General features: G+C 69.0%; 20 protein-coding genes. 15 read left to right on the forward strand and 5 right to left on the reverse strand.

The annotated features are described in order from the left end of the window. Nucleotides 1-274: 274 nt before the first annotated feature. Nucleotides 275-1,150, reverse strand: a complete 876-nt coding sequence (locus SM757_RS32825) for an MBL fold metallo-hydrolase (protein ID WP_322468551.1) — start codon at nucleotides 1,148-1,150, stop codon at nucleotides 275-277. 85 nt (nucleotides 1,151-1,235) lie between these two features. Here SM757_RS32825 and SM757_RS32830 point away from each other — a divergent pair, with 85 nt between their 5' ends. From SM757_RS32830 to SM757_RS32850, 5 genes are all read left to right on the forward strand, one after another. Next, on the forward strand, nucleotides 1,236-1,559 hold the full coding sequence (locus SM757_RS32830; protein ID WP_322468552.1) for an ArsR/SmtB family transcription factor: 324 nt from the start codon (nucleotides 1,236-1,238) through the stop codon (nucleotides 1,557-1,559). A 3-nt stretch (nucleotides 1,560-1,562) separates the two neighbouring features. Then, entirely contained in the window at nucleotides 1,563-1,997 is a 435-nt protein-coding gene (locus tag SM757_RS32835; protein WP_066338158.1) for a YeeE/YedE family protein, read from the forward strand. Nucleotides 1,998-2,009: 12 nt separating this feature from the next. Next, the gene (locus tag SM757_RS32840) at nucleotides 2,010-2,447 is read left to right on the forward strand and encodes a DUF6691 family protein (RefSeq protein WP_322468553.1); all 438 of its coding nucleotides are present in this window, start codon (nucleotides 2,010-2,012) and stop codon (nucleotides 2,445-2,447) included. Next, a complete protein-coding gene (locus tag SM757_RS32845) occupies nucleotides 2,444-3,154 on the forward strand; it encodes a DUF599 domain-containing protein (protein WP_322468554.1) in 711 nt (236 codons plus the stop codon). The genes SM757_RS32840 and SM757_RS32845 overlap by 4 nt, the downstream gene beginning before the upstream one ends. Before the next feature lie 204 nt (nucleotides 3,155-3,358). After that, nucleotides 3,359-5,128 carry a fatty acyl-AMP ligase gene (locus SM757_RS32850; RefSeq protein WP_322468555.1) on the forward strand — a complete coding sequence of 590 codons (1,770 nt, stop codon included), beginning with the start codon at nucleotides 3,359-3,361 and terminating at the stop codon, nucleotides 5,126-5,128. A gap of 15 nt (nucleotides 5,129-5,143) precedes the next feature. Here the strand turns inward: SM757_RS32850 and SM757_RS32855 are convergent, their stop codons facing one another. The 4 genes from SM757_RS32855 to SM757_RS32870 form a co-directional block, all read right to left on the reverse strand. Then, nucleotides 5,144-5,623, reverse strand: coding sequence for a host attachment protein (locus tag SM757_RS32855; RefSeq protein WP_322468556.1), 480 nt, complete (start codon nucleotides 5,621-5,623; stop codon nucleotides 5,144-5,146). A gap of 91 nt (nucleotides 5,624-5,714) precedes the next feature. Next, on the reverse strand, nucleotides 5,715-8,291 hold the full coding sequence (locus SM757_RS32860) for an ATP-binding protein (RefSeq protein WP_322468557.1): 2,577 nt from the start codon (nucleotides 8,289-8,291) through the stop codon (nucleotides 5,715-5,717). A gap of 248 nt (nucleotides 8,292-8,539) precedes the next feature. Beyond that, complete coding sequence (locus SM757_RS32865; protein WP_322468558.1) at nucleotides 8,540-9,382, reverse strand: nucleotide-binding protein; 843 nt, start codon at nucleotides 9,380-9,382, stop codon at nucleotides 8,540-8,542. Between the two features lie 506 nt (nucleotides 9,383-9,888). Beyond that, on the reverse strand, nucleotides 9,889-10,560 hold the full coding sequence (locus tag SM757_RS32870) for a TetR/AcrR family transcriptional regulator (RefSeq protein ID WP_066338147.1): 672 nt from the start codon (nucleotides 10,558-10,560) through the stop codon (nucleotides 9,889-9,891). Between the two features lie 352 nt (nucleotides 10,561-10,912). Here SM757_RS32870 and SM757_RS32875 point away from each other — a divergent pair, with 352 nt between their 5' ends. The 10 genes from SM757_RS32875 to hybE all read left to right on the forward strand — a co-directional run. Further along, a complete protein-coding gene (locus tag SM757_RS32875; RefSeq protein WP_066338145.1) occupies nucleotides 10,913-12,004 on the forward strand; it encodes a hydrogenase small subunit in 1,092 nt (363 codons plus the stop codon). 37 nt (nucleotides 12,005-12,041) lie between these two features. Next, nucleotides 12,042-13,898: a nickel-dependent hydrogenase large subunit gene (locus tag SM757_RS32880; RefSeq protein WP_322468559.1), complete on the forward strand. Its 1,857-nt coding sequence runs from the start codon at nucleotides 12,042-12,044 to the stop codon at nucleotides 13,896-13,898. Nucleotides 13,899-13,927: 29 nt separating this feature from the next. Further along, complete coding sequence (locus tag SM757_RS32885) at nucleotides 13,928-14,524, forward strand: HupE/UreJ family protein (protein WP_322468560.1); 597 nt, start codon at nucleotides 13,928-13,930, stop codon at nucleotides 14,522-14,524. A 49-nt stretch (nucleotides 14,525-14,573) separates the two neighbouring features. Continuing rightward, nucleotides 14,574-15,305 carry a Ni/Fe-hydrogenase, b-type cytochrome subunit gene (gene cybH, locus SM757_RS32890; RefSeq protein ID WP_066338134.1) on the forward strand — a complete coding sequence of 244 codons (732 nt, stop codon included), beginning with the start codon at nucleotides 14,574-14,576 and terminating at the stop codon, nucleotides 15,303-15,305. 11 nt (nucleotides 15,306-15,316) lie between these two features. Continuing rightward, entirely contained in the window at nucleotides 15,317-15,994 is a 678-nt protein-coding gene (locus SM757_RS32895) for a HyaD/HybD family hydrogenase maturation endopeptidase (protein ID WP_322468561.1), read from the forward strand. A 6-nt stretch (nucleotides 15,995-16,000) separates the two neighbouring features. Further along, on the forward strand, nucleotides 16,001-16,336 hold the full coding sequence (locus SM757_RS32900) for a HypC/HybG/HupF family hydrogenase formation chaperone (RefSeq protein WP_322468562.1): 336 nt from the start codon (nucleotides 16,001-16,003) through the stop codon (nucleotides 16,334-16,336). A 30-nt stretch (nucleotides 16,337-16,366) separates the two neighbouring features. Continuing rightward, nucleotides 16,367-16,858 carry a thioredoxin domain-containing protein gene (locus SM757_RS32905; RefSeq protein WP_066338132.1) on the forward strand — a complete coding sequence of 164 codons (492 nt, stop codon included), beginning with the start codon at nucleotides 16,367-16,369 and terminating at the stop codon, nucleotides 16,856-16,858. A 20-nt stretch (nucleotides 16,859-16,878) separates the two neighbouring features. Next, on the forward strand, nucleotides 16,879-17,772 hold the full coding sequence (locus SM757_RS32910; protein ID WP_322468563.1) for a hydrogenase expression/formation protein: 894 nt from the start codon (nucleotides 16,879-16,881) through the stop codon (nucleotides 17,770-17,772). Then, the gene (locus SM757_RS32915) at nucleotides 17,769-17,993 is read left to right on the forward strand and encodes a rubredoxin (RefSeq protein WP_066338128.1); all 225 of its coding nucleotides are present in this window, start codon (nucleotides 17,769-17,771) and stop codon (nucleotides 17,991-17,993) included. Before SM757_RS32910 ends, SM757_RS32915 begins: the two co-directional genes overlap by 4 nt. Nucleotides 17,994-18,007: 14 nt before the next feature. After that, the coding region (gene hybE / locus SM757_RS32920) for a [NiFe]-hydrogenase assembly chaperone HybE (RefSeq protein ID WP_322468564.1) at nucleotides 18,008-18,449 on the forward strand (442 nt) is incomplete at its 3' end.

Below are 18,449 nucleotides of genomic sequence, written 5' to 3' on the forward strand. Positions count from 1 at the left end.
GTCCAGCACGCGGCAGTAGCCGTCCAGGAATTTGTTCATCGCTTGTCTCCTTCTCTTGGGCGGCTGGAGGACGCCGGCGCTTCCAGAAAAAACACGGCCTGCATTTGCCGCGGATCAGGAATGTACGAACTGGTTCGTTTTTCGTCTTTGGGGGTAACCCCTAGCTGCAGCGCAGCATCGGCACAGAAAAAAGCGCCGGCCGTCCAGGCGATGGACGGCCGGCGCGGACAGGGCAGGGCAAGCCGTGCCGCCGCGAGGGCGCGGCGGCGGCGATTCAGAGGGCGTTGAGCGGAATGCGCAGGTAGGCCACGCCGTTGTCGTCGGCCGGCGGGAGCTGGCCCGCGCGCACGTTGACCTGTATGGACGGCAGGATGAGCGTGGGCACGTCCAGCGTGGCGTCGCGCGCCTGGCGCATGGCGACGAACGCGTCCTCGCCGATGCCGTCGTGCACGTGGATGTTGTGCTCGCGCTGCGCGGCCACCGTGGTTTCCCAGGCCGGCTCGCGGCTCCCGGCGCCTTTGGGCGGGTAGTCGTGGCAGACGAACATGCGCGTGGCCGGCGGCAGCGCCAGCAGCCGGCGGATGGAGCGGTACAGACTGCGCGCATCGCCGCCGGGGAAGTCGGCGCGCGCCGTGCCCACGTCCGGCATGAACAGCGTGTCGCCGGCAAACACCGCGTCCTCGATCAGGTAGGCCATGTCCGCCGGCGTGTGCCCCGGCACGTGCAGCGCCGTGGCCTGAAGGCCGCCGATGCTGAACGTCTCGCCGTCGTGGAAAAGATGGTCGAACTGGCTGCCGTCGGGCAGGAAGCCGCGCTCCAAGTTGTAGAGCTTCTTGAAGGTGGCCTGCACCTCGCGGATGTGCTCACCTATGGCGATGCGCCCGCCCAGCCGCTGCTGCAGGTAGCGCGCGCCGGAGAGGTGGTCGGCGTGGGCATGGGTTTCCAGAATCCAGTCCACCGCGAGGCCGTGCGCGGCCACGTAGGCGGCCATGGCGTCGGCCGAGTGCGTGGCGGTGCGGCCGGACTTGAAGTCGAAGTCCAGCACGGGGTCGATCACGGCGGCGCGGCGCGTGGCGGTGTCGGCCACCAAGTAGCTCACGGTCCAGGTGGCGGGATCGAAGAAAGCCTGGATGTCGGCCCGGGTCGTCATGGGGGTGCTCCTTCACGTCAATCTATTGAAAAACAATATATGAACTGATATATTGTTGTCAAGACGACTTGTTGAGGAGACCGTGATGGCCGATGCCGCCACCGCCCTGGACCCCGCGCTGCTGCGCGGCGCCGCCGCGCGCGCCGTGGGGGCGCTGAAAGTGCTGGCCAATGAAGACCGGCTGCTGCTGCTGTGCCAGCTCTCGCAGGCCGAGCTGTCGGTGGGCGAGCTGGAGGAGCGGCTGAACATCCGCCAGCCCACGCTGTCGCAGCAGCTCGCCGTGCTGCGCGCCGAGGGCGTGGTGGCCACGCGGCGCCAGGGCAAGAACGTGTTCTACAGCGTGGCCGACCCGGCGCTGCTGGAAATCCTGGCGGTGCTCTACCGCCTGTACTGCCCAAAGGAGGCCTGAGCCATGGCGATCGACTGGAATGCCTTCACCCCCGCCGCGTCGCTGGCCGGCGGGCTGCTCATCGGCGTGGCGGCGGCGATGTTCGTCCTGCTGCCGGGCCGCATTGCCGGCATCAGCGGCGTGTTGGGCGGGCTGCTCAAGCCCGCCCAGGGCGACGTCGCCTGGCGGCTGGCTTTCGTCCTGGGCCTGGTGGCCGCGCCGCTGGCCTGGTCGCTGCTGGCGGCGCTGCCCAGGCCGCACATCGACGCCGGCACTGGCGCGCTGGTGCTGGCCGGGCTGCTGGTGGGCGTGGGCACGCGCTACGGGGCGGGCTGCACCAGCGGCCATGGCGTGTGCGGGCTCTCGCGCCTGTCGCCGCGCTCGCTGGCAGCCACGCTCAGCTTCATGGGCGCGGGTTTCGCCACTGTGTACGTGCTGCGCCACCTGCTGGCCGGTTGAGGGGAGAGCGTCATGCTGTTGCTGTCTTCGTTCCTGAGCGGCCTGGTCTTCGGCCTCGGTTTGATCCTCTCCGGCATGGCCGACCCGGCCAAGGTGCTGGGCTTCCTGGACCTGGCCGGCGCCTGGGACCCGTCGCTGGCGCTGGTGATGGGCGGCGCGCTGGCCGTGGGCCTGGTCGCCTTCACGGTGGCCAAGCGCATGAAAACCTCGCTGCTGGGCGAGCCCATGCGGCTGCCCAGGGCCACGCGCCTGGATGCACGGCTGGTGGGCGGCAGCCTGCTCTTTGGCGTCGGCTGGGGCGTGGCGGGCTTCTGTCCGGGCCCGGCGCTGGTGGCGCTGGGCATGGGCGAAGTGAAGGCCGCGCTCTTCGTGGCGGCCATGCTGGCGGGCATGGGCCTGTTCGAGCTGCTGGAGCGGCGCCGCGCGGCGCGCCGGCTGGGCGCCGCATGACGGCGCAAGGCACCGCTGCCGCCGCGGCCCTGTCCGCGGGCGGCTGGGACTGGTTCTTCGTCGTCGCCACCGCGGCGGTGCTGCTCGGCTACGAGGTGGGGCTTTCCGTGGTCGAGCGGCTGCGCCCGCAGCGCTGGGCGCGCAGCGCGCACGCCGTGCTGCGCCAGGAGTGGATCGACTCGGTGTCGCGCAACGCGGGCACCGAGATCCTGGCCGTGCAGACGCTGCGCAACTCGCTCATGTCCGCGACCATGACCGCCTCCACCGCCGCGCTGGCGCTCATGGGCACGGTGACGCTGGCCGCGCCCTCGCTGCACGCCGCCTTCGAGGTCGGCACGCCGCGCGCGACGGCGCTCACGCCGCGCCTGGTGCTGGAGCTGATGATGCTCACGCTGCTGCTGGCCTCGCTGGTGTCCTCGGTGATGGCGGTGCGCTACTACAACCACGTGAGCTTCATCGTGGGCATGCCCGTGGGCTCGCCGGACCGCGAGCGCTGGCAGCCCGCCGGGCGTGCCTACGTGCGCAAGGCCGGGCTGCTCTACAGCGGCGGGCTGCGCCAGCTCGTCCTGGTGGCGCCGCTGGTGGGCGCGGTGCTCTACCCCGGCGCCGGGCTGCTGGCCGCCGTGGTGCTGGTGGCCGTGCTGCTGAGCCTGGACCGCTACGGCCTGGACCACCTTGCGGCCGAAGAGGTGCGTACCCGCGCTTGAATTTCAGCCGCCAGGCCCTGCCGGGCGGTCATTTAAATCTGCGGCAAATGCCATCTCATATTGGAAAAATGCTTTTCCAATAACTATTTCAAGCTTGAAAATCCGGAGAAATTATCGTCGGCGAGAAGACTTTTTAATTCGCCGGAAACGCCGCGCCCCGCGTCTATATTTGAATCCACCACGAGAACACGGGGGTGATCGCGCATGGCCACGGATCAGGGCCGCCCGGCCGGGCTGGATGGAAGTGCCGATGTGGTGGCTCTGCTGCGCAGCCGCGCGGCGCAGCAGCCCAGGCGCAAGGTCTTCGTTTTCCTCAAGAACGGCGAGGCCGAGGCGGGCCGCCTGACCTTTGCCGAGCTGGATCTGCAGGCCCGCTCCATCGCGGCGCAACTGCAGCAGCATTTCCAGCCGGGCGAGCGCGTGCTGCTGGCGTATGCCTCGGTGGCGGAATTCGTGAGGGCGCTGTTCGGCGCCCTGTACGCGGGCGTGGTGGCCGTGCCGGTGGCCGCACCCAGCGGCAGCACCGACATCGCGCGGCTGGCGGCGCTGGCGCAGGACTGCGGCGCCACCGGCCTGTGCCTGGGCCACGAGGGCTTCAATCTCGAATACCTCACGGCCGCCGGCCTGTCGCTGGAGAGGCAACTGCGCTGCGTGACCACCCGCCGCGACGACGGCGCCCACGCCGGCGACTGGCGCGCCCAAGCCCCCGGCCCCGCCGGAGCGGCGCTGCTGCAGTACACGGCCGGGACGAGCGGCACGCCCAAGGGCGTGCTCGTGAGCCACGGCAACCTGCTGCACAACCAGGCGCTCATCCAGCAGGGCTTTGGCCACGGCAGCCGCACCGTGGGCGTGAGCTGGTTGCCCGCGCACCGCGACATGGGCCTCATAGGCGCGCTGCTGCAGCCGGTATTTGCGGGCTGCACCTCGGTGTTGATGTCCCCCGCCGCCTTTTTCGCCAAGCCCCTGCGCTGGCTCCAGGCCATCTCCAGGTATCGCGCCTCCACCAGCGGCGGGCCGGGTTTTGCCTATGAAATGTGCGTGCGCCGCATTCGCGCGGAGCAGGCCATGGAACTGGACCTTTCCAGTTGGGAATCGGCCTTCGTGGGCGGCGGCATCGTGCGGCCGGAAACCCTGGAGCGGTTTGCGGAGAAATTCGCCATCTGCCGTTTCGACGCCCGCGCCTGGACCCCGTGCTACGGCCAGACGGAGGCGACCCTGATGGTGAGCTGCGCGCCCAAGCGCAAGTCGCCCAGGACCACCGTGCTGGACGCCGACGAGCTGCAGCACCAGGCCGTGCGCCCGTGCGCGCCGGCCACGCGCCGCGTGCGCGGGCTCACCAGTTGCGGCCCGGTGCTGGGGATGGACGCGGTGATCGTGGACCCCGCCACCGCGCAGCCCTGCGCCGCCGACCGCGTGGGCGAGGTCTGGGTGCGCGGCGACAGCGTGGCGCAGGGCTACTGGCAGTGCCCGCAGCAGACGCGCGACACCTTTGGCGCCCGCCTGGCCGACGGCTCGGGGCCCTGGCTGCGCACCGGCGACCTGGGCTTCGTGCTGGACGGCGAGCTGTTCATCACCGGCACCTTGGGCGACAACGTCGTCATCCGCGGCCGCCACTACGACCTGTGCGACATCGAGCACGCCGTGCGCGACAGCCACCCCGCGCTCAGCGAAGGCGCCAGTGCCGCCGTGTGCGTGGGCGGCGGCGCGCAGCCGCTGCGCGTGGTGCTGATGCAGGAAGTGCAGCAAGCCGAGCTGCTGAGCCTGGACCGTGCCGCCGTGCTCAAGGCCGCACGCCACAGCCTGCACGTTCGCGCCGGGCTGAAGCTGCACGACATCGTGTTCGTGAAGGCCGGCAGCCTGCCGCGCACGACCGAGGGCCAGGTGCAGCGCGATAGGGCCTGGGCCGCCTGCCGGCCCGCGGCGCGCGGGCGCGGCCTGCCACCGGCCGCCGCGCCCACGGGCATCGACGGCTGAGCCGCCTGCGGCCGCTCAGGCGCGCACGGGGTAGGCAGCGACGCGCGCCAGCCCCTCGCGGGCCTGGTCGGCCGCCAGCAATTCCTGCTCTATGCGCTGCGCCAGCTCCGCGGGCGGCAGGTCGGCCACGTCGGCATCCACCACCACCTTCAGCGCCTTGCGCACCTGGGGGCCGAGCTGTCGCATGAGCTCGCTCAGGAAAGGACAGGCGGCAAAAAGCGCCACCCGCTCGAAGCCACCCTGCGCCACGGCCGCCTCCACGCGCGGCGCGATGGCGGCGGCGAACTCGCGCCAGTGGCGCCGGCGCGGGTCCGGCGGCGCGGCCCAGGAGGCGAGGTCGGTACGGGGGTCGGGGGCGCGGCGCTGCAGCGGGCTGGGTGCGCTTCGGAGCTGGTGACGCAGCGTGTCCAGCGCCGCCAGTTCGGCCGTGTCGCGGTCACGGCTCAGGAGCCGGGCCTCGGAAGCATGGGCAATCAGGATCAGGTCGCGGCTCATCGGGGGAGTGTGAACGGAGGAATGCAATCCCCAAATGGGGGCTTCCCAAGGGCTTGGCAAGTTGGCTGCCCGACCCGTTGCGCGGCGGCGCTCAGCCGGGCTGCGCGCCGTGCCTGAGCGCGTCGCGCAGCGAGGCCGCGAAGCCGCACGCCTGCGCCACCAGCGGCTGCACGCGCGCGGGCAGATCGCCATGCCGGCCTTCGCGCAGCTCGCCCTCCAGCGCGAGCCAGGGGCCGGTCAGCACTTGGGCGCCCAAAGTGCCGGCGGCGCCGCGCAAGCTGTGCAGCGCGCTGCCCACGGCACGGTGGTCGCCGCGGGCCGCGGCCTCCTGCAGCGCGGCCATGCCGGTGTCCATGTCGTCGGCCAGGCGCGAGAGCAGGGCCCGATAGTGGGCCTCGTCACCGGCGAGGCTGCGCAGCCCGGCCTCGACGTCCAGCCCGTCCAGCCGGCGCAAGGCCGCCAGTGCGTCCTGCGGCGCCGGGCCGTCCTCGCCCGCGGGCACCGGTGCGGCCGGCAGCGGCGCGTCGGCGCCCTGGCGGCAGGGGTCCAGCCACTTGAGCAACTGCTCGTACAGGCTGTCCGGGTCCACGGGCTTGGCGACGAAGCCGTTCATGCCCGCCAGCAGGCAGGCGCGCCTGTCCTCGTCGAAGGCGTTGGCGGTGAGGGCCAGGATGGGCAGTTGCCCGCTGGAAAAGCGGCGCCGCAGGGCGATGGTGGCCTCGAAGCCGTCCATCTCCGGCATCTGCAAGTCCATCAGCACCAGTTGCGCCTGCAAGGCCGCCACGCGCTCCAGCGCCTCGCGGCCGTTGCCCGCGCTGCTGACCTCCAGGCCGGCGTGGCGCACGAGGCTGGTGGTGACCTCCAGGTTGACGGGGTTGTCCTCGACCACCAGCACGCGCGCCCCGGCGTGGCGCTGGCGCAGCAGGTCCAGCGCGCGCAGGCCCGGGGCGGTGGGGGTCGGGTGGGCCTCAGTGCTGCCGCGGCGCAGCTGCACCGTGAACCAGAAGCGGCTGCCTTCGCCCAGGCGGCTGCTCACGCCCACCTGGCCGCCCATGCGCTCGGCCAGCATGCGCGTGATGCTCAGGCCCAGCCCCGTGCCGCCGTAGCGGCGCGTGGTGGAGGCATCGGCCTGCTCGAAGGCGTCGAAGAGGCGGTCGATCTGCCCGGCCGCGATGCCCGGGCCCGTGTCTTCCACCTCCAGCAGCAGCGTGACGCCGGCCTCGGTATCGGCCACCACGCGGGCGCGGATGTCCACGCGGCCGCGTTCGGTGAACTTCACCGCATTGGCCGCCAGGTTGAGCAACGCCTGGCGGATGCGCGTGGGGTCGCCCACCAGCATGCCCGGCGGCGCGTCGGCCGCGATGCTGACCTGCAAGCCCTTTTGCTCGGCCATCACCGCCACGTGCGACTGCACGCTTTGCAGCAGGGAGACCAGGTTGAACTCGGCCTCGTCGAGGACGAGCTTGCCGGCCTCGATTTTGGAAAGGTCCAGCACGTCGCTGACCAGCGACACCAGGTGCTGCGCGGCCGTATCGATCTTGCGCAGCCGCTCGGCGTTGGTCTGCTCGTCGGCGCCGCCATGCCGCATGAGGCGGCTCAAGCCGATGATCGCGTTCATGGGCGTGCGGATCTCGTGGCTCATGTTGGCCAGGAAGTCGGCCTTGGCGCGCGTGGCCTGCTCGGCGGCCTGGCGCGCGGCCTCGGCCTCGGTGCGGGCCGCTTCGAGCTGCGCCTCGGCCAGGCGGCGCTGCTCCACCTCGGCCTGCAGCAGCCGCCCGCGGCGGCGCTGCACCGCCAGCATGGTGCCCAGCACGCCCAGCCCGGCCGTCCCGGCCGCGGCCAGCGCCGCACCCCAGAGCTGCGCGCGGCTGAAGGCGCGGTCGTTGGGCGCCGACCACTTGTCCACCAGCCGGTCCAGCATGCCGTCGGCCTTGATGCGCGCGACCGCCGCGTCGAGCTCCTGCAGCAGTTGCGGATTGCGCCGGTGCACCGCAATGCCGGCCTCCTGCAAGGCGAACGGCCCGCCGGCCTGCGCCACGCCGCCGATGTCGAGCTCCTGCACGAAGGTCAGGCTTGCACGCACCTCGCCGGCATAGGCGTCGATCTCGCCGCGCTGCAGCCGGCGCATGCCGTCGCTGGTGTCGGCCACCGTCACCAGCCGGACGCCGGGGTATCTGGCACTGAAATGCTGGCGGGCAAAGCCCGCCGCGCTCACGCCGATGCGCAGCGTGCCGGGGTTGGCGTGCGCCACGCGTTCAGCCTCGGCCTCGCGCGCGAACAGTGCGAACTCCAGCGTCCACAGCGTGCGCGTGAACGCGAAGTGCTCGCGGCGCGCCGCTGTGCTGACGATGGGCGGCAGCACCTCACCCTCGCCGGCCACCACGGCGGCCTGCGCCTCGCCCCAGTCGCGCAGCCTGTATTCGATCTCGCGCCCAAGCACTTGCCCCAGGGCGTGGAACACGTCCACGTTCAGTCCCTTGGCCAGGCCGTCCTCCAGGAATTCATAGGGCGGCAGGCTGCGGTCGCCATGGACGACCAGCGGCTTGCCGCGGGGCCGGACGGCGGACGCCGCGGGCGCAGACAGCCCCGCGGCCCGGGCACCGGCCGTGGCCAGCGCCAGGCCGAGCCAGGCGCGACGGCGCAGGGGTGAAGACGTTGGGGAGGACATGAAGAAAATGCTTTCGGCACCGATGGGCGCCATCCTCCGGACGAAACGCTGCGGCGCAGCAAAACGCCTCAGGCAAAAGGTCGGATTTTCACTGGACCCGCAATGAAACTGGGCCGGGCGTTACACACGCGTGCGGCAAGGAACCAATTAATTCACAAAAAAAGAAAAGATAGGACAGGCCAATAAGCTGAAAAACCCGCGTTGATCTGCACAAACCCGGCGCCGCAAGGCTTTATGTATGGCCACAGTCAAAATGCGTCATTCATGTCCACGGGCAATCCGGCCGCCTTGAGCTCCTTGGCCAACTGCAAATGCCAAGCACCTTTCTTGTCCATCTCAATGTACAAGACGTCAGCACAATCGGAAGGAATCTCCACACCCGGTTCAAACAACGCGCAAACCCTATTCTTTCCAAGCTTGCCAACAAAATATCCAAGCCCAAAAATAACATTCTTGTGGGCACGCGAATTCGAGCCTTCACGCGCAGACGATTTAACACCACCCTTATCATCGGCCGTAAGAAGAACTACAGCAAACCCGACATTCGCACACTCTTCAAACTTATCAACAATGGTTTTTCCCTGACCCGGCTTTTCAGGCAAAACCACAACCTCTTGCTGCAGCTTCCCTAGAAAACCGGTTGTTTCGCGCAGGGCAGGGTGGTCACGGCCATGAATCAAGAATATCTGGCGTCCCTTGACATTTGGCTCCGACTCCACAACATCATTCTTTTTCAACTCACATTCCGTCTCAAGAAGCTCAATCAAGACATTGATCTTGGCGATTTGAGTCTTGAGAGATTCCGCGCGATGGTTATCCGACCATGCTTCACCAGTCCCCATGGCAAAACCACCATAACGCCCGATATTCATCACCGAAGCAATATTTGGCGAATCAGGACCAAAAGCCTTCCCCAAGTAATTTCCGGCCAACAAGACCCAAACCGAATATTTATCGGCATTGATGGGACGGCTTGACATAATTTCAAGCCCAAGGCTCGAATGTTTGCGCAACAAATCAACTGCTTTTCCAGGAGTCAACTCTGGCTGGCCAACGGCAACTGCAGCGATTTTTTTTGCATTCAGGACCACAAATATTCTCTTACTCGGCAACTACACCGACTTTGACTGTATCCACGCCTTAATCTTTCAACGGCAGGAGCAATCCTTTTTGCGATGAAGACGTTTCTGAGTCCCGGCAAGACAAATCAATGACCTGGACACCAGCAACCTTTTCCCACCTCTCCAAAGCCTCGGCAAGCACGGCGTCAAGCTTTCCGTCCGACACCAGCGCATGGCAAGTGCTGGAGAGCTCGATTCGAGCGGAATGGGTTTCCCCCTCCGGGGTAACAAAAAAGACAGTCAACTTCCTGTAAACGCTCACCAACGTGCTTTCAAGGCGTGCTTAGCCGGAGAGCCTATTGGCAAATATTTAGATTTTGTCGACTTGACACGCCACGCGCCGATATATCGTGAAGTACGTCACGCACCGAGCAGTGGGCTGGGCCGATCACGGCGATTCTTGGCCGTGCCCGCAATCAAACGGGCAAGCACCTTTGTTTCCTTATGCGCGTTCCACGGCGGCTCAAAGGCCTGTATTACTTCCGCACAAACCTGACCACCATCTCCACAATACTCTCCCGCCGCGCCTCGATCGCCTCCGGCGTTTCCAGATCCCGCTTGAAAATCAGCGAAAACGTATGCCGGTTGGCCACGTTGAACACGCTCAAGGCGCTGATGGACATGTGAATATCCAGCGGGTCCAGCCCCGCGCGAAACGCCCCGGTTTCCACCCCGCGCTCGTAAATGCGGCGCACGCCGTCGATGGCCGGCACGTTGAGCTGCTGGATCACCTTGCTCTGCGCCATGAACTCACCGCGGTGCATGTTCTCGTTCATCACCAGGCGGATGAACTCCGGGTGCTCGCGCTGGTAGTCCACCGTGTGCGCCACCAGCTTGCGCAGCGCCTCCTCCGGCGCCAGGTCGTCCAAGTGCAGCTCGGCCTCTATCGCCCGCATCGCGCTGTAGGCGTTTTCGAGCACCGCGACGTACAGCCCTTCCTTGTTGCCGAAGTAGTAATACAGCATGCGCTTGCTGGTGCGCGTGGCCTCGGCAATCGCATCCACCCGCGCACCCGCCAACCCCTTGTCGGCGAACTCGCGCGTGGCCACGGCCAGGATGTCGGCCATGGTCCGCTCCGGGTCGTGCGTGCGCGTGCCCTCCGACTTGGCCGGCGCGGTACGCGACGCGGAATGTACTGTCTGGTTCATCCCCGGCAGTGTAGGAGCGGCGGCCCTTGCGGCGGCTGACATCCCCAACACGCGCATCTCAGTGGAAACCCTAGCAACCACTTGCCGGACACAGCCGGCTCCTGTGTGAACGGCACTGCAAGCAGCCCTTGCACTTCGGCCGTCGCACCGCCAGCGCAATGACCACAGCGGCCACCCCCGCGTCACGAAACCGCCACAAGGCCGGCCCAAAAACTTGATGGCCCTCAATGGCTTAGCGCGGTGGCCCGGCGCATGGCCGGCGCGCCGCGCAACCGGCATGGAACTTGTGATCCCCAGGCTGCGACGCCCGCTTCAGGGGAAGGGCGGCAGTTCCATGAACGGGAGACAAGCGATGGAAACCTTCTACGAGGTGATGCGGCGCCAGGGCATTTCGCGGCGCAGCTTTCTCAAGTACTGCTCGCTGACGGCAACGTCGCTGGGCCTGGGTCCGGCCTTCGTGCCCAAGATCGCCGAAGCCATGGAAACCAAGCCGCGCACGCCCGTGCTGTGGCTGCATGGCCTGGAGTGCACCTGCTGCTCCGAGTCCTTCATCCGAAGCGCGCACCCGCTGGCCAAGGACGTGGTGCTGTCCATGCTCTCGCTGGACTACGACGACGTGCTCATGGCCGCCGCCGGCCACCAGGCCGAGGCCATCCTCGAAGAGGTCATGACCAAGTACAAGGGCAACTACATCCTGGCCGTGGAGGGCAACCCGCCCCTGAACCAGGACGGCATGAGCTGCATCATCGGCGGCCGGCCCTTCGTGGACCAGCTCAAGCACGTGGCCAAGGACGCCAAGGCCATCATCTCCTGGGGCTCCTGCGCCTCCTGGGGCTGCGTGCAGGCCGCCAAGCCCAATCCCACGCGCGCCGTGCCCGTGCACCAGGTCATCACGGACAAGCCCATCATCAAGGTGCCGGGCTGCCCGCCCATCGCTGAAGTCATGACGGGCGTGGTCACCTACATGCTGACCTTCGACCGCATCCCCGAGCTGGACCGCCAGGGCCGGCCCAAGATGTTCTACAGCCAGCGCATCCACGACAAGTGCTACCGCCGCCCGCACTTCGACGCCGGCCAGTTCGTCGAGGCCTGGGACGATGAGTCCGCGCGCAAGGGCTACTGCCTCTACAAGGTCGGCTGCAAGGGCCCCACCACCTACAACGCCTGCTCCACCGTGCAGTGGAACGGCGGGACGAGCTTCCCCATCAAGGCCGGCCACGGCTGCATTGGCTGCTCCGAGGACGGCTTCTGGGACAAGGGCTCCTTCTACGAGCGGCTCACCACCATCCACCAGTTCGGCATCGAGGCCAACGCCGACCAGGTCGGCATGGCCGCCGCGGGCACCGTGGGTGCGGCCGTGGCCGCGCACGCCGCCGTCTCGGCCATCAAGCGCGCCTCGCACAAGCACGACACGGCGGCCAACACCACCACCACGCAGCCTTGAGACGCCGGCAGTCCGCAACGCATCACGAGAACAAGCCATGACCAGCTACGCCACCCAAGGCTTCAACCTCGACGACAGCGGCCGCCGCATCGTCGTGGACCCCGTCACCCGCATCGAAGGCCACATGCGATGCGAGGTCAACCTCGACGCCAACAACGTCATCCGCAACGCCGTCTCCACGGGCACCATGTGGCGCGGCCTGGAAGTCATCCTCAAGGGCCGCGACCCGCGCGACGCCTGGGCCTTCGTCGAGCGCATCTGCGGCGTGTGCACCGGCTGCCACGCGCTGGCCTCGGTGCGCGCGGTGGAGGATGCCCTCGGGATCAAGATCCCCAAGAACGCCCACCTCATCCGCGAGATGATGGCCAAGACGCTGCAGGTGCACGACCACGTCGTCCACTTCTACCACCTGCACGCGCTGGACTGGGTGGACGTGGTCTCGGCCCTCAACGCCGACCCCAAGAAGACCAGTGAGCTGCAGCAGCTCGTCTCGCCCTCGCACCCGCTGTCCTCGCCGGGCTACTTCCGCGACATCCAGAACCGGCTGAAGAAGTTCGTGGAAAGCGGCCAGCTCGGCCCCTTCATGAACGGTTACTGGGGCAACAAGTCCTACATCCTGCCGCCTGAGGCCAACCTCATGGCCGTCACGCACTACCTCGAAGCGCTGGACCTGCAGAAGGAGTGGGTCAAGATCCACACCATCTTCGGCGGCAAGAACCCGCACCCCAACTACCTGGTGGGCGGCGTGCCCTGCGCCATCAACCTCGACGGCAACGGTGCCGTGGGCGCGCCCATCACCATGGACCGCCTGAACTTCATCAAGGCCCGCATCGACGAGATGGAGACGTTCAACCGCAACGTCTATTTGCCCGACGTGCTGGCCATAGGCACGCTGTACAAGCAGGCGGGCTGGCTGCACGGCGGCGGGCTGGCGGCCACCAACGTCAGCGACTACGGCGAATATCCCAAGGTCAACTACGACAAGTCCACCGACCAGCTGCCCGGCGGCGCCATCCTCAATGGCAACTGGGACGAGATCCATCCGGTGGACCCGCGCGACCCCGAGCAGGTCCAGGAGTTCGTCACCCACAGCTGGTACAAGTACGCCGACGAGTCCAAGGGCCTGCACCCCTGGGACGGCGTCACGGAGTCCAACTTCGAGCTCGGCGCCAAGACCAAGGGCAGCAAGACCAACATCGAGCAGATCGACGAGAGCGCCAAGTACTCCTGGATCAAGGCCCCGCGCTGGCGCGGCCACGCCATGGAGGTCGGCCCGCTGTCGCGCTACATCCTGGCCTACGCCCACGCCAAGAAGGGCAACCAGAACGCCCAGCGTCCCAAGGAGCAGCTGGATTACGCGGCCGAGATGATCAACCACGCCTTCCCCAAGGCGCTGGGCCTGCCCGCCACGGACTACACGCTCAAGCAGATGCTGCCCTCCACCATAGGCCGCACGCTGGCGCGCTGCCTGGAGAGCCAGTACTGCGGCGAGATGCTGGGCAACGACTGGCACGAGCTGGTGGCCAACATCAAGGCCGGCGACACCGCCACGGCCAACGTCGAGAAGTGGGACCCGTCCACCTGGCCCAAGGAGGCCAAGGGCGTGGGCCTGGTGGCCGCGCCGCGCGGCCAGCTCGGCCACTGGATACGCATCAAGGACGGCAAGATCGAGAACTACCAGTGCGTGGTGCCCACCACCTGGAACGGCAGCCCCCGCGACGCCAAGGGCCAGATCGGCGCCTTCGAAGCCGCGCTGCTCGGCACTCCCATGACCAACCCCGAACAGCCGCTGGAAGTGCTGCGCACGCTGCACTCGTTCGACCCCTGCCTGGCCTGCTCCACGCACGTGATGAGCGAGGACGGCCGCGAGCTGACCACGGTGAAGGTGCGCTGAAGCAGCGCGTGCAAGACAAGGAAACCGCCATGAAGCATTCCCGCATCCTGTCGCGCGCCACCGCCGCGCTGGCCCTGGCCGGCGCCGCCGGCACCGCAGCCGCCCACCCCGGCCACGCCGCGAGCCTGGCCGACGGCCTCACGCACCCCTTCCTCGGCCTGGACCACCTGCTGGCCATGGTGGCCGTGGGCCTGTGGTCGGCCCGCGCGCTGCCCGCGCAGCAGCGCTGGCAGGGGCCGGCCGTGTTCGTCGCGGCCCTGCTGGCCGCGGCGCTGGCCTCGCTGGGGGGCGTGTCGCTGCCCGGCGTGGAGCTGAGCATCGCCGCCAGCGTCGTGCTCTGTGGCGCACTGGTGGCCGGCGCCCGCGAAATTCCCGCCCGCGCCGGCCTGGCGCTGGTGGGCGCCACGGCGCTGTTCCACGGCCTGGCCCACGGCGCCGAGGCGCCCATGGGTGGCTTTGGCGGCTTCGCCGCCTTCGCCCTGGGTTTCACGGCGTCCACGGCCGCGCTGCACCTGGCGGGCCTGTGGCTGGCCGCCAGGCTGCAGCGCCTGCCCGCGCTGGCCTGGAGCTTCATCGGCGCTGCCGTCGGCACCGGCGGCCTGGCCCTGCTGGCCGCGCGGCTGTAAGCGCCTCAGGCGCCCAGCCCAACCACCAGCAAGACAAGAGGAGACAGCCATGTCCGCTCTGCCTCAAGAGCAGTTGAAGAACCTGCCGAGCACCGACGCGCGCGAGCTCAAGCAGGCTTCGCCCATACGCTCGGTCTACGTCTATGAGGCGCCCGTGCGCCTGTGGCACTGGATCAACGTCCTGGCCATCACGGTGCTGGGCGTCACCGGCTACTTCATAGGCTCGCCGCTGCCCACCCTGCCGGGCGAGGCCAGCGACCACTTCCTGATGGGCTACATCCGCTTCGCGCACTTCGCCGCGGGCTACGTGTTCGCCGCCGCCATGGCGGGCCGCGTGTATTGGGCGCTGGTGGGCAACCACCATGCGCGCGAGCTGTTCTCGGTGCCCATCTTCAGCAAGGCCTACTGGCTGGACATCGTGTCCATGCTCAAGTGGTATGCCTTCCTCATCCCGCAGCCCAACCGCTACGTGGGCCACAACCCGCTGGCGCGCTTCGCGATGTTCTTCGTGTTCATCCTGCTGTCGCTGTTCATGATCGCCACCGGCTTCGCCCTCTACGGCGAGGGCCTGGGCATGGGCTCGTGGGCCGACAAGGCCTTCGGCTGGATCATCCCGCTCATGGGCCAGTCGCAGGACGTGCACACCTGGCACCACCTGGGGCTGTGGATCATGGTGACCTTCATCATCGTCCACGTGTACGCCGCCATCCGCGAGGACATCATGGGCCGCCAGAGCGTGGTGAGCACCATGATCTCCGGCTACCGCACGTTCAAGGACTGAGAGCCCGCGCCATGGTCGAGAGCATCACCCCGCGCACCGGCGCGGCCGACCCCTGCGCCGAGGGCTACGCGCCCATCGTCGTCCTGGGCATTGGCAACCTGCTGTGGGCCGACGAGGGCTTCGGCGTGCGCTGCGTGGAGGCGCTGGGCCAGCGCTGGGACTTCGCGCCGCACGTGCAGCTCGTGGACGGCGGCACGCAGGGCCTGTACCTGCTGCACCACGTGCAGGCCGCGCGCCAACTGCTGATCTTCGACGCCATCGACTACGGGCTGGAGCCCGGCACGCTCAAGGTCGTCCGCGACAAGGACGTGCCGCGCTTCCTCGGCGCCAAGAAGATGAGCCTGCACCAGACGGGTTTTCAAGAGGTGCTGTCGCTGGCGCAGCTCACCGGGCACTACCCGGAGCGCGTGCTGCTGGTGGGCTGCCAGCCGCAGGAGCTGGAGGATTACGGCGGCAGCCTGCGCCCGGTGGTTCGCGCCGCCATGGAAGAGGCACTGGCCTTGGGCGTCGAGGCGCTGCGTGACTGGGGCGCCGAGCCGCGGGCACGCGATGGCGCCGCGGCCGAGGTGGACGGCGTGACGCTGCCCTCGCTGGCGCTGGAGCGCTACGAGGGCGGGCGGCCCACGGCCGAAGCCGCCTGCCGCGTGGGCGACGCGCGCTTCATGCCCGCCGCGCCGGCCGGGGACTGAGCCGCCATGTGCATAGGCATTCCCATGCAGGTGCTGCGCGCCGCCGGGCTGCGCGCCCAGGTGCAGGGCCGCGGCGAGCAGCGCGAGGTGGACACGGCGCTCGTGGGCGACGTGGCCCCCGGCGACTGGCTGCTCATCTTCCTGGACGCCGCGCGCGAGCGCATGGACCCACAGCGCGCCGCGGAAGTGAACGCCGCGCTGGACCTGCTGGCCGGCGCCCTGGGCGGGCATGCCCCGTTCGCCGACGACCCGGGCTTTACGCTGCCCTCGGCCATGAGCGCGCACGACGTGGCCGCGCTGGCCGGCGCGCCCTACCGGGGCAGCGGCGGCGGCACCGACTGAACCCACGCATTCCCTTGAATGGAATCAGCCATGAACCAAGCTGTATCCGGGGTGGCTGACAGCGCCGCTCCCAACCTGAGCGCCGAACCCGACACGCCCGCCGTGATCGCCAGCCTCGTGCAGCGCCACGGCGCGCAGTGGGTGGACGAGCGCACGCTGGACGACTGGATCCACGGCGGCGGCGACCGCGTGCTGCTGCTGGCCGGCGACCCGGTGCGCTTCCCCGAGGGGCTGGACGTGGCGGTGGTGCTGCCGGAGATCCTGCGCGCCATGCCGGGCCGCTTCGCCATGGGCGTGGCGCGGCGCTCGGCCGAAGGGGCGGTGGCGCAGCGCCTGGGCGCCAACCGCTGGCCCTCGCTGGTGTTCGTCCGCGACGGGCGCTACGTCAGCACGCTGGCGGGCATGCACGACTGGAACGTGTTCGTCACCCGCGTGCAGGAGATCCTGGCCATGGAGCCCACGCGCATTCCCGGCATAGGCATCGCCGTGGTCAGCGCCGACGCCGGCGCCGGTTGCGCCTGAAACCGCAGGAGAAACGGCTCATGAAGGCTTTTCCCATCCCCGTCGTGCCTTTCGGCCCCGGCAGCCAGGCCGAGGACGAGACGCTGGACTACATCACCATGCCCCAGGGCATGGACACCTACCGCGCGCCGCCGCTGCCCGAACCGGAGGAGGTGGCCGCGCACGGCGAGGCGCAGCGCGTGCTGCGCGAGACGCTGCGCGCGCTGGCGCTGGTGTGCAGCGAGGGCGGCACGCGCTGCGTGACGCTGGCCGGGCTGTCGGCCGAGGACCAGGCGCTGGTCAACCAGGTCATGGGCGAGGGCGAGGTCGGCGCCCGCGTGCTGCCCGCGCAGGACGGCGGCGTCGAGGTGCAGGTGCAGGAGTCGGTGTTTGCCGGCGTGTGGCGCGTGACCACGCTGTCCGAGGGCCGCGTGGTGACCGACTGCCTCGAAGCCGGTGCCGTGCCGCAGGTGCTGCGCGAAGCGGCCGCGGCCGATTCGGCCGCCTTCACCGCCCCCGCGCTGCCTGATCCGTTGCCGGCGGACGCGATGAACGCGGCGCAGATCCTGGTCGAGATCGAGGACGCCGCCCGCTCCTGGCAACCCGGCGCCGAGCCGCACGTGGTCAACCTCACGCTGCTGCCGGTGTCGCCGCTGGACATCGGCCTCATAGACCACCGCGTGGGCACGGGCCGGGTCCTGATCCTCTCGCGCGGCTACGGCAACTGCCGCATCACCAACGCGGGGCTGCGCCACGGCTGGCGCGTCGTCTACTACAACTCGCAGGACACGGTGATCCTCAACACCGTCGAGATCACCGACATGCCGCAGGCCGCCTGCGCCGCGCCGGACGACCTGGCCGACTCGCACCACCGCCTGCAAGAGGTGCTGCAGTGGGTGACGGAAGTGCCGGCGGCGCCGGAGGTGGCGGCATGACCGAGGCCGTCCGCTTCGAAGGCAGCTACCTGGGCGACCGCAGCCGCCTGGCGGCCGACACCCGGCTGGAGTGCAAGATCTGCTGGTGGGTGTACGACCCCGCGCTGGGCGACGACACCTGGCAGATCGCGCCCGGCACGCCCTTCGCCGAGCTGCCGCCGCACTGGCGCTGCCCGGTGTGCGACGGCGACGCCGAGCAGTTCATGGTCCTTGCCGGCTGACGGGCACGGCCACCATGCAGCGCGTCGAGATGCTGGTCGGCGCCTTCGAGCACATCGCGCGCACCCGCATGGCGGGCGTGCCGGTGCTGCACGCGGGCTTGAAGACCGAGGCCCTGGGTTTTGCACCGCAATGCTGCGACGAGGGCTTGCCCGGGGTGCTGGGCGTGCTCGTCACGCCCTGGTTCATGAACCTGCTGTGGCTGCCGCCGGACGACGCGCCGGCGCTGGCCCTGGGCGCCTCGCGGCTGCGGCGGCTGGGGGGCGAGACGCTGTCCTTCCTGGGCGCCGAGGAAGCGGGCTGCCGCTTCGAGGCCTGCTCGCTGTTCTCTCCCATGTTCGAGTTCCAGGACCAGGACGCCGCGCGCGCCGTGGCGCTGGCGGCGCTGCAGGCGCTGCGCGGGGCGCCGGTGAAAGCGGACGTCGCGCCCGCACCGGTCGCGGCGGCCACGGTGGTGC

The sequence above is a fragment of the Azohydromonas lata genome (assembly GCF_034427735.1).
GTDB classification, from domain to species: Bacteria; Pseudomonadota; Gammaproteobacteria; order Burkholderiales; family Burkholderiaceae_C; genus Azohydromonas; species Azohydromonas lata.

What these genes read in the sequence shown, in the direction of transcription:
- SM757_RS32825 (WP_322468551.1), bottom strand. Translation starts at nt 1,150, where the DNA reads ATGACGACCCGGGCCGACATCCAGGCTTTCTTCGATCCCGCCACCTGG.
- SM757_RS32830 (WP_322468552.1), top strand. Translation starts at nt 1,236, where the DNA reads ATGGCCGATGCCGCCACCGCCCTGGACCCCGCGCTGCTGCGCGGCGCC.
- SM757_RS32835 (WP_066338158.1), top strand. Translation starts at nt 1,563, where the DNA reads ATGGCGATCGACTGGAATGCCTTCACCCCCGCCGCGTCGCTGGCCGGC.
- SM757_RS32840 (WP_322468553.1), top strand. Translation starts at nt 2,010, where the DNA reads ATGCTGTTGCTGTCTTCGTTCCTGAGCGGCCTGGTCTTCGGCCTCGGT.
- SM757_RS32845 (WP_322468554.1), top strand. Translation starts at nt 2,444, where the DNA reads ATGACGGCGCAAGGCACCGCTGCCGCCGCGGCCCTGTCCGCGGGCGGC.
- SM757_RS32850 (WP_322468555.1), top strand. Translation starts at nt 3,359, where the DNA reads ATGGCCACGGATCAGGGCCGCCCGGCCGGGCTGGATGGAAGTGCCGAT.
- SM757_RS32855 (WP_322468556.1), bottom strand. Translation starts at nt 5,623, where the DNA reads ATGAGCCGCGACCTGATCCTGATTGCCCATGCTTCCGAGGCCCGGCTC.
- SM757_RS32860 (WP_322468557.1), bottom strand. Translation starts at nt 8,291, where the DNA reads ATGTCCTCCCCAACGTCTTCACCCCTGCGCCGTCGCGCCTGGCTCGGC.
- SM757_RS32870 (WP_066338147.1), bottom strand. Translation starts at nt 10,560, where the DNA reads ATGAACCAGACAGTACATTCCGCGTCGCGTACCGCGCCGGCCAAGTCG.
- SM757_RS32875 (WP_066338145.1), top strand. Translation starts at nt 10,913, where the DNA reads ATGGAAACCTTCTACGAGGTGATGCGGCGCCAGGGCATTTCGCGGCGC.
- SM757_RS32880 (WP_322468559.1), top strand. Translation starts at nt 12,042, where the DNA reads ATGACCAGCTACGCCACCCAAGGCTTCAACCTCGACGACAGCGGCCGC.
- SM757_RS32885 (WP_322468560.1), top strand. Translation starts at nt 13,928, where the DNA reads ATGAAGCATTCCCGCATCCTGTCGCGCGCCACCGCCGCGCTGGCCCTG.
- cybH (WP_066338134.1), top strand. Translation starts at nt 14,574, where the DNA reads ATGTCCGCTCTGCCTCAAGAGCAGTTGAAGAACCTGCCGAGCACCGAC.
- SM757_RS32895 (WP_322468561.1), top strand. Translation starts at nt 15,317, where the DNA reads ATGGTCGAGAGCATCACCCCGCGCACCGGCGCGGCCGACCCCTGCGCC.
- SM757_RS32900 (WP_322468562.1), top strand. Translation starts at nt 16,001, where the DNA reads ATGTGCATAGGCATTCCCATGCAGGTGCTGCGCGCCGCCGGGCTGCGC.
- SM757_RS32905 (WP_066338132.1), top strand. Translation starts at nt 16,367, where the DNA reads ATGAACCAAGCTGTATCCGGGGTGGCTGACAGCGCCGCTCCCAACCTG.
- SM757_RS32910 (WP_322468563.1), top strand. Translation starts at nt 16,879, where the DNA reads ATGAAGGCTTTTCCCATCCCCGTCGTGCCTTTCGGCCCCGGCAGCCAG.
- SM757_RS32915 (WP_066338128.1), top strand. Translation starts at nt 17,769, where the DNA reads ATGACCGAGGCCGTCCGCTTCGAAGGCAGCTACCTGGGCGACCGCAGC.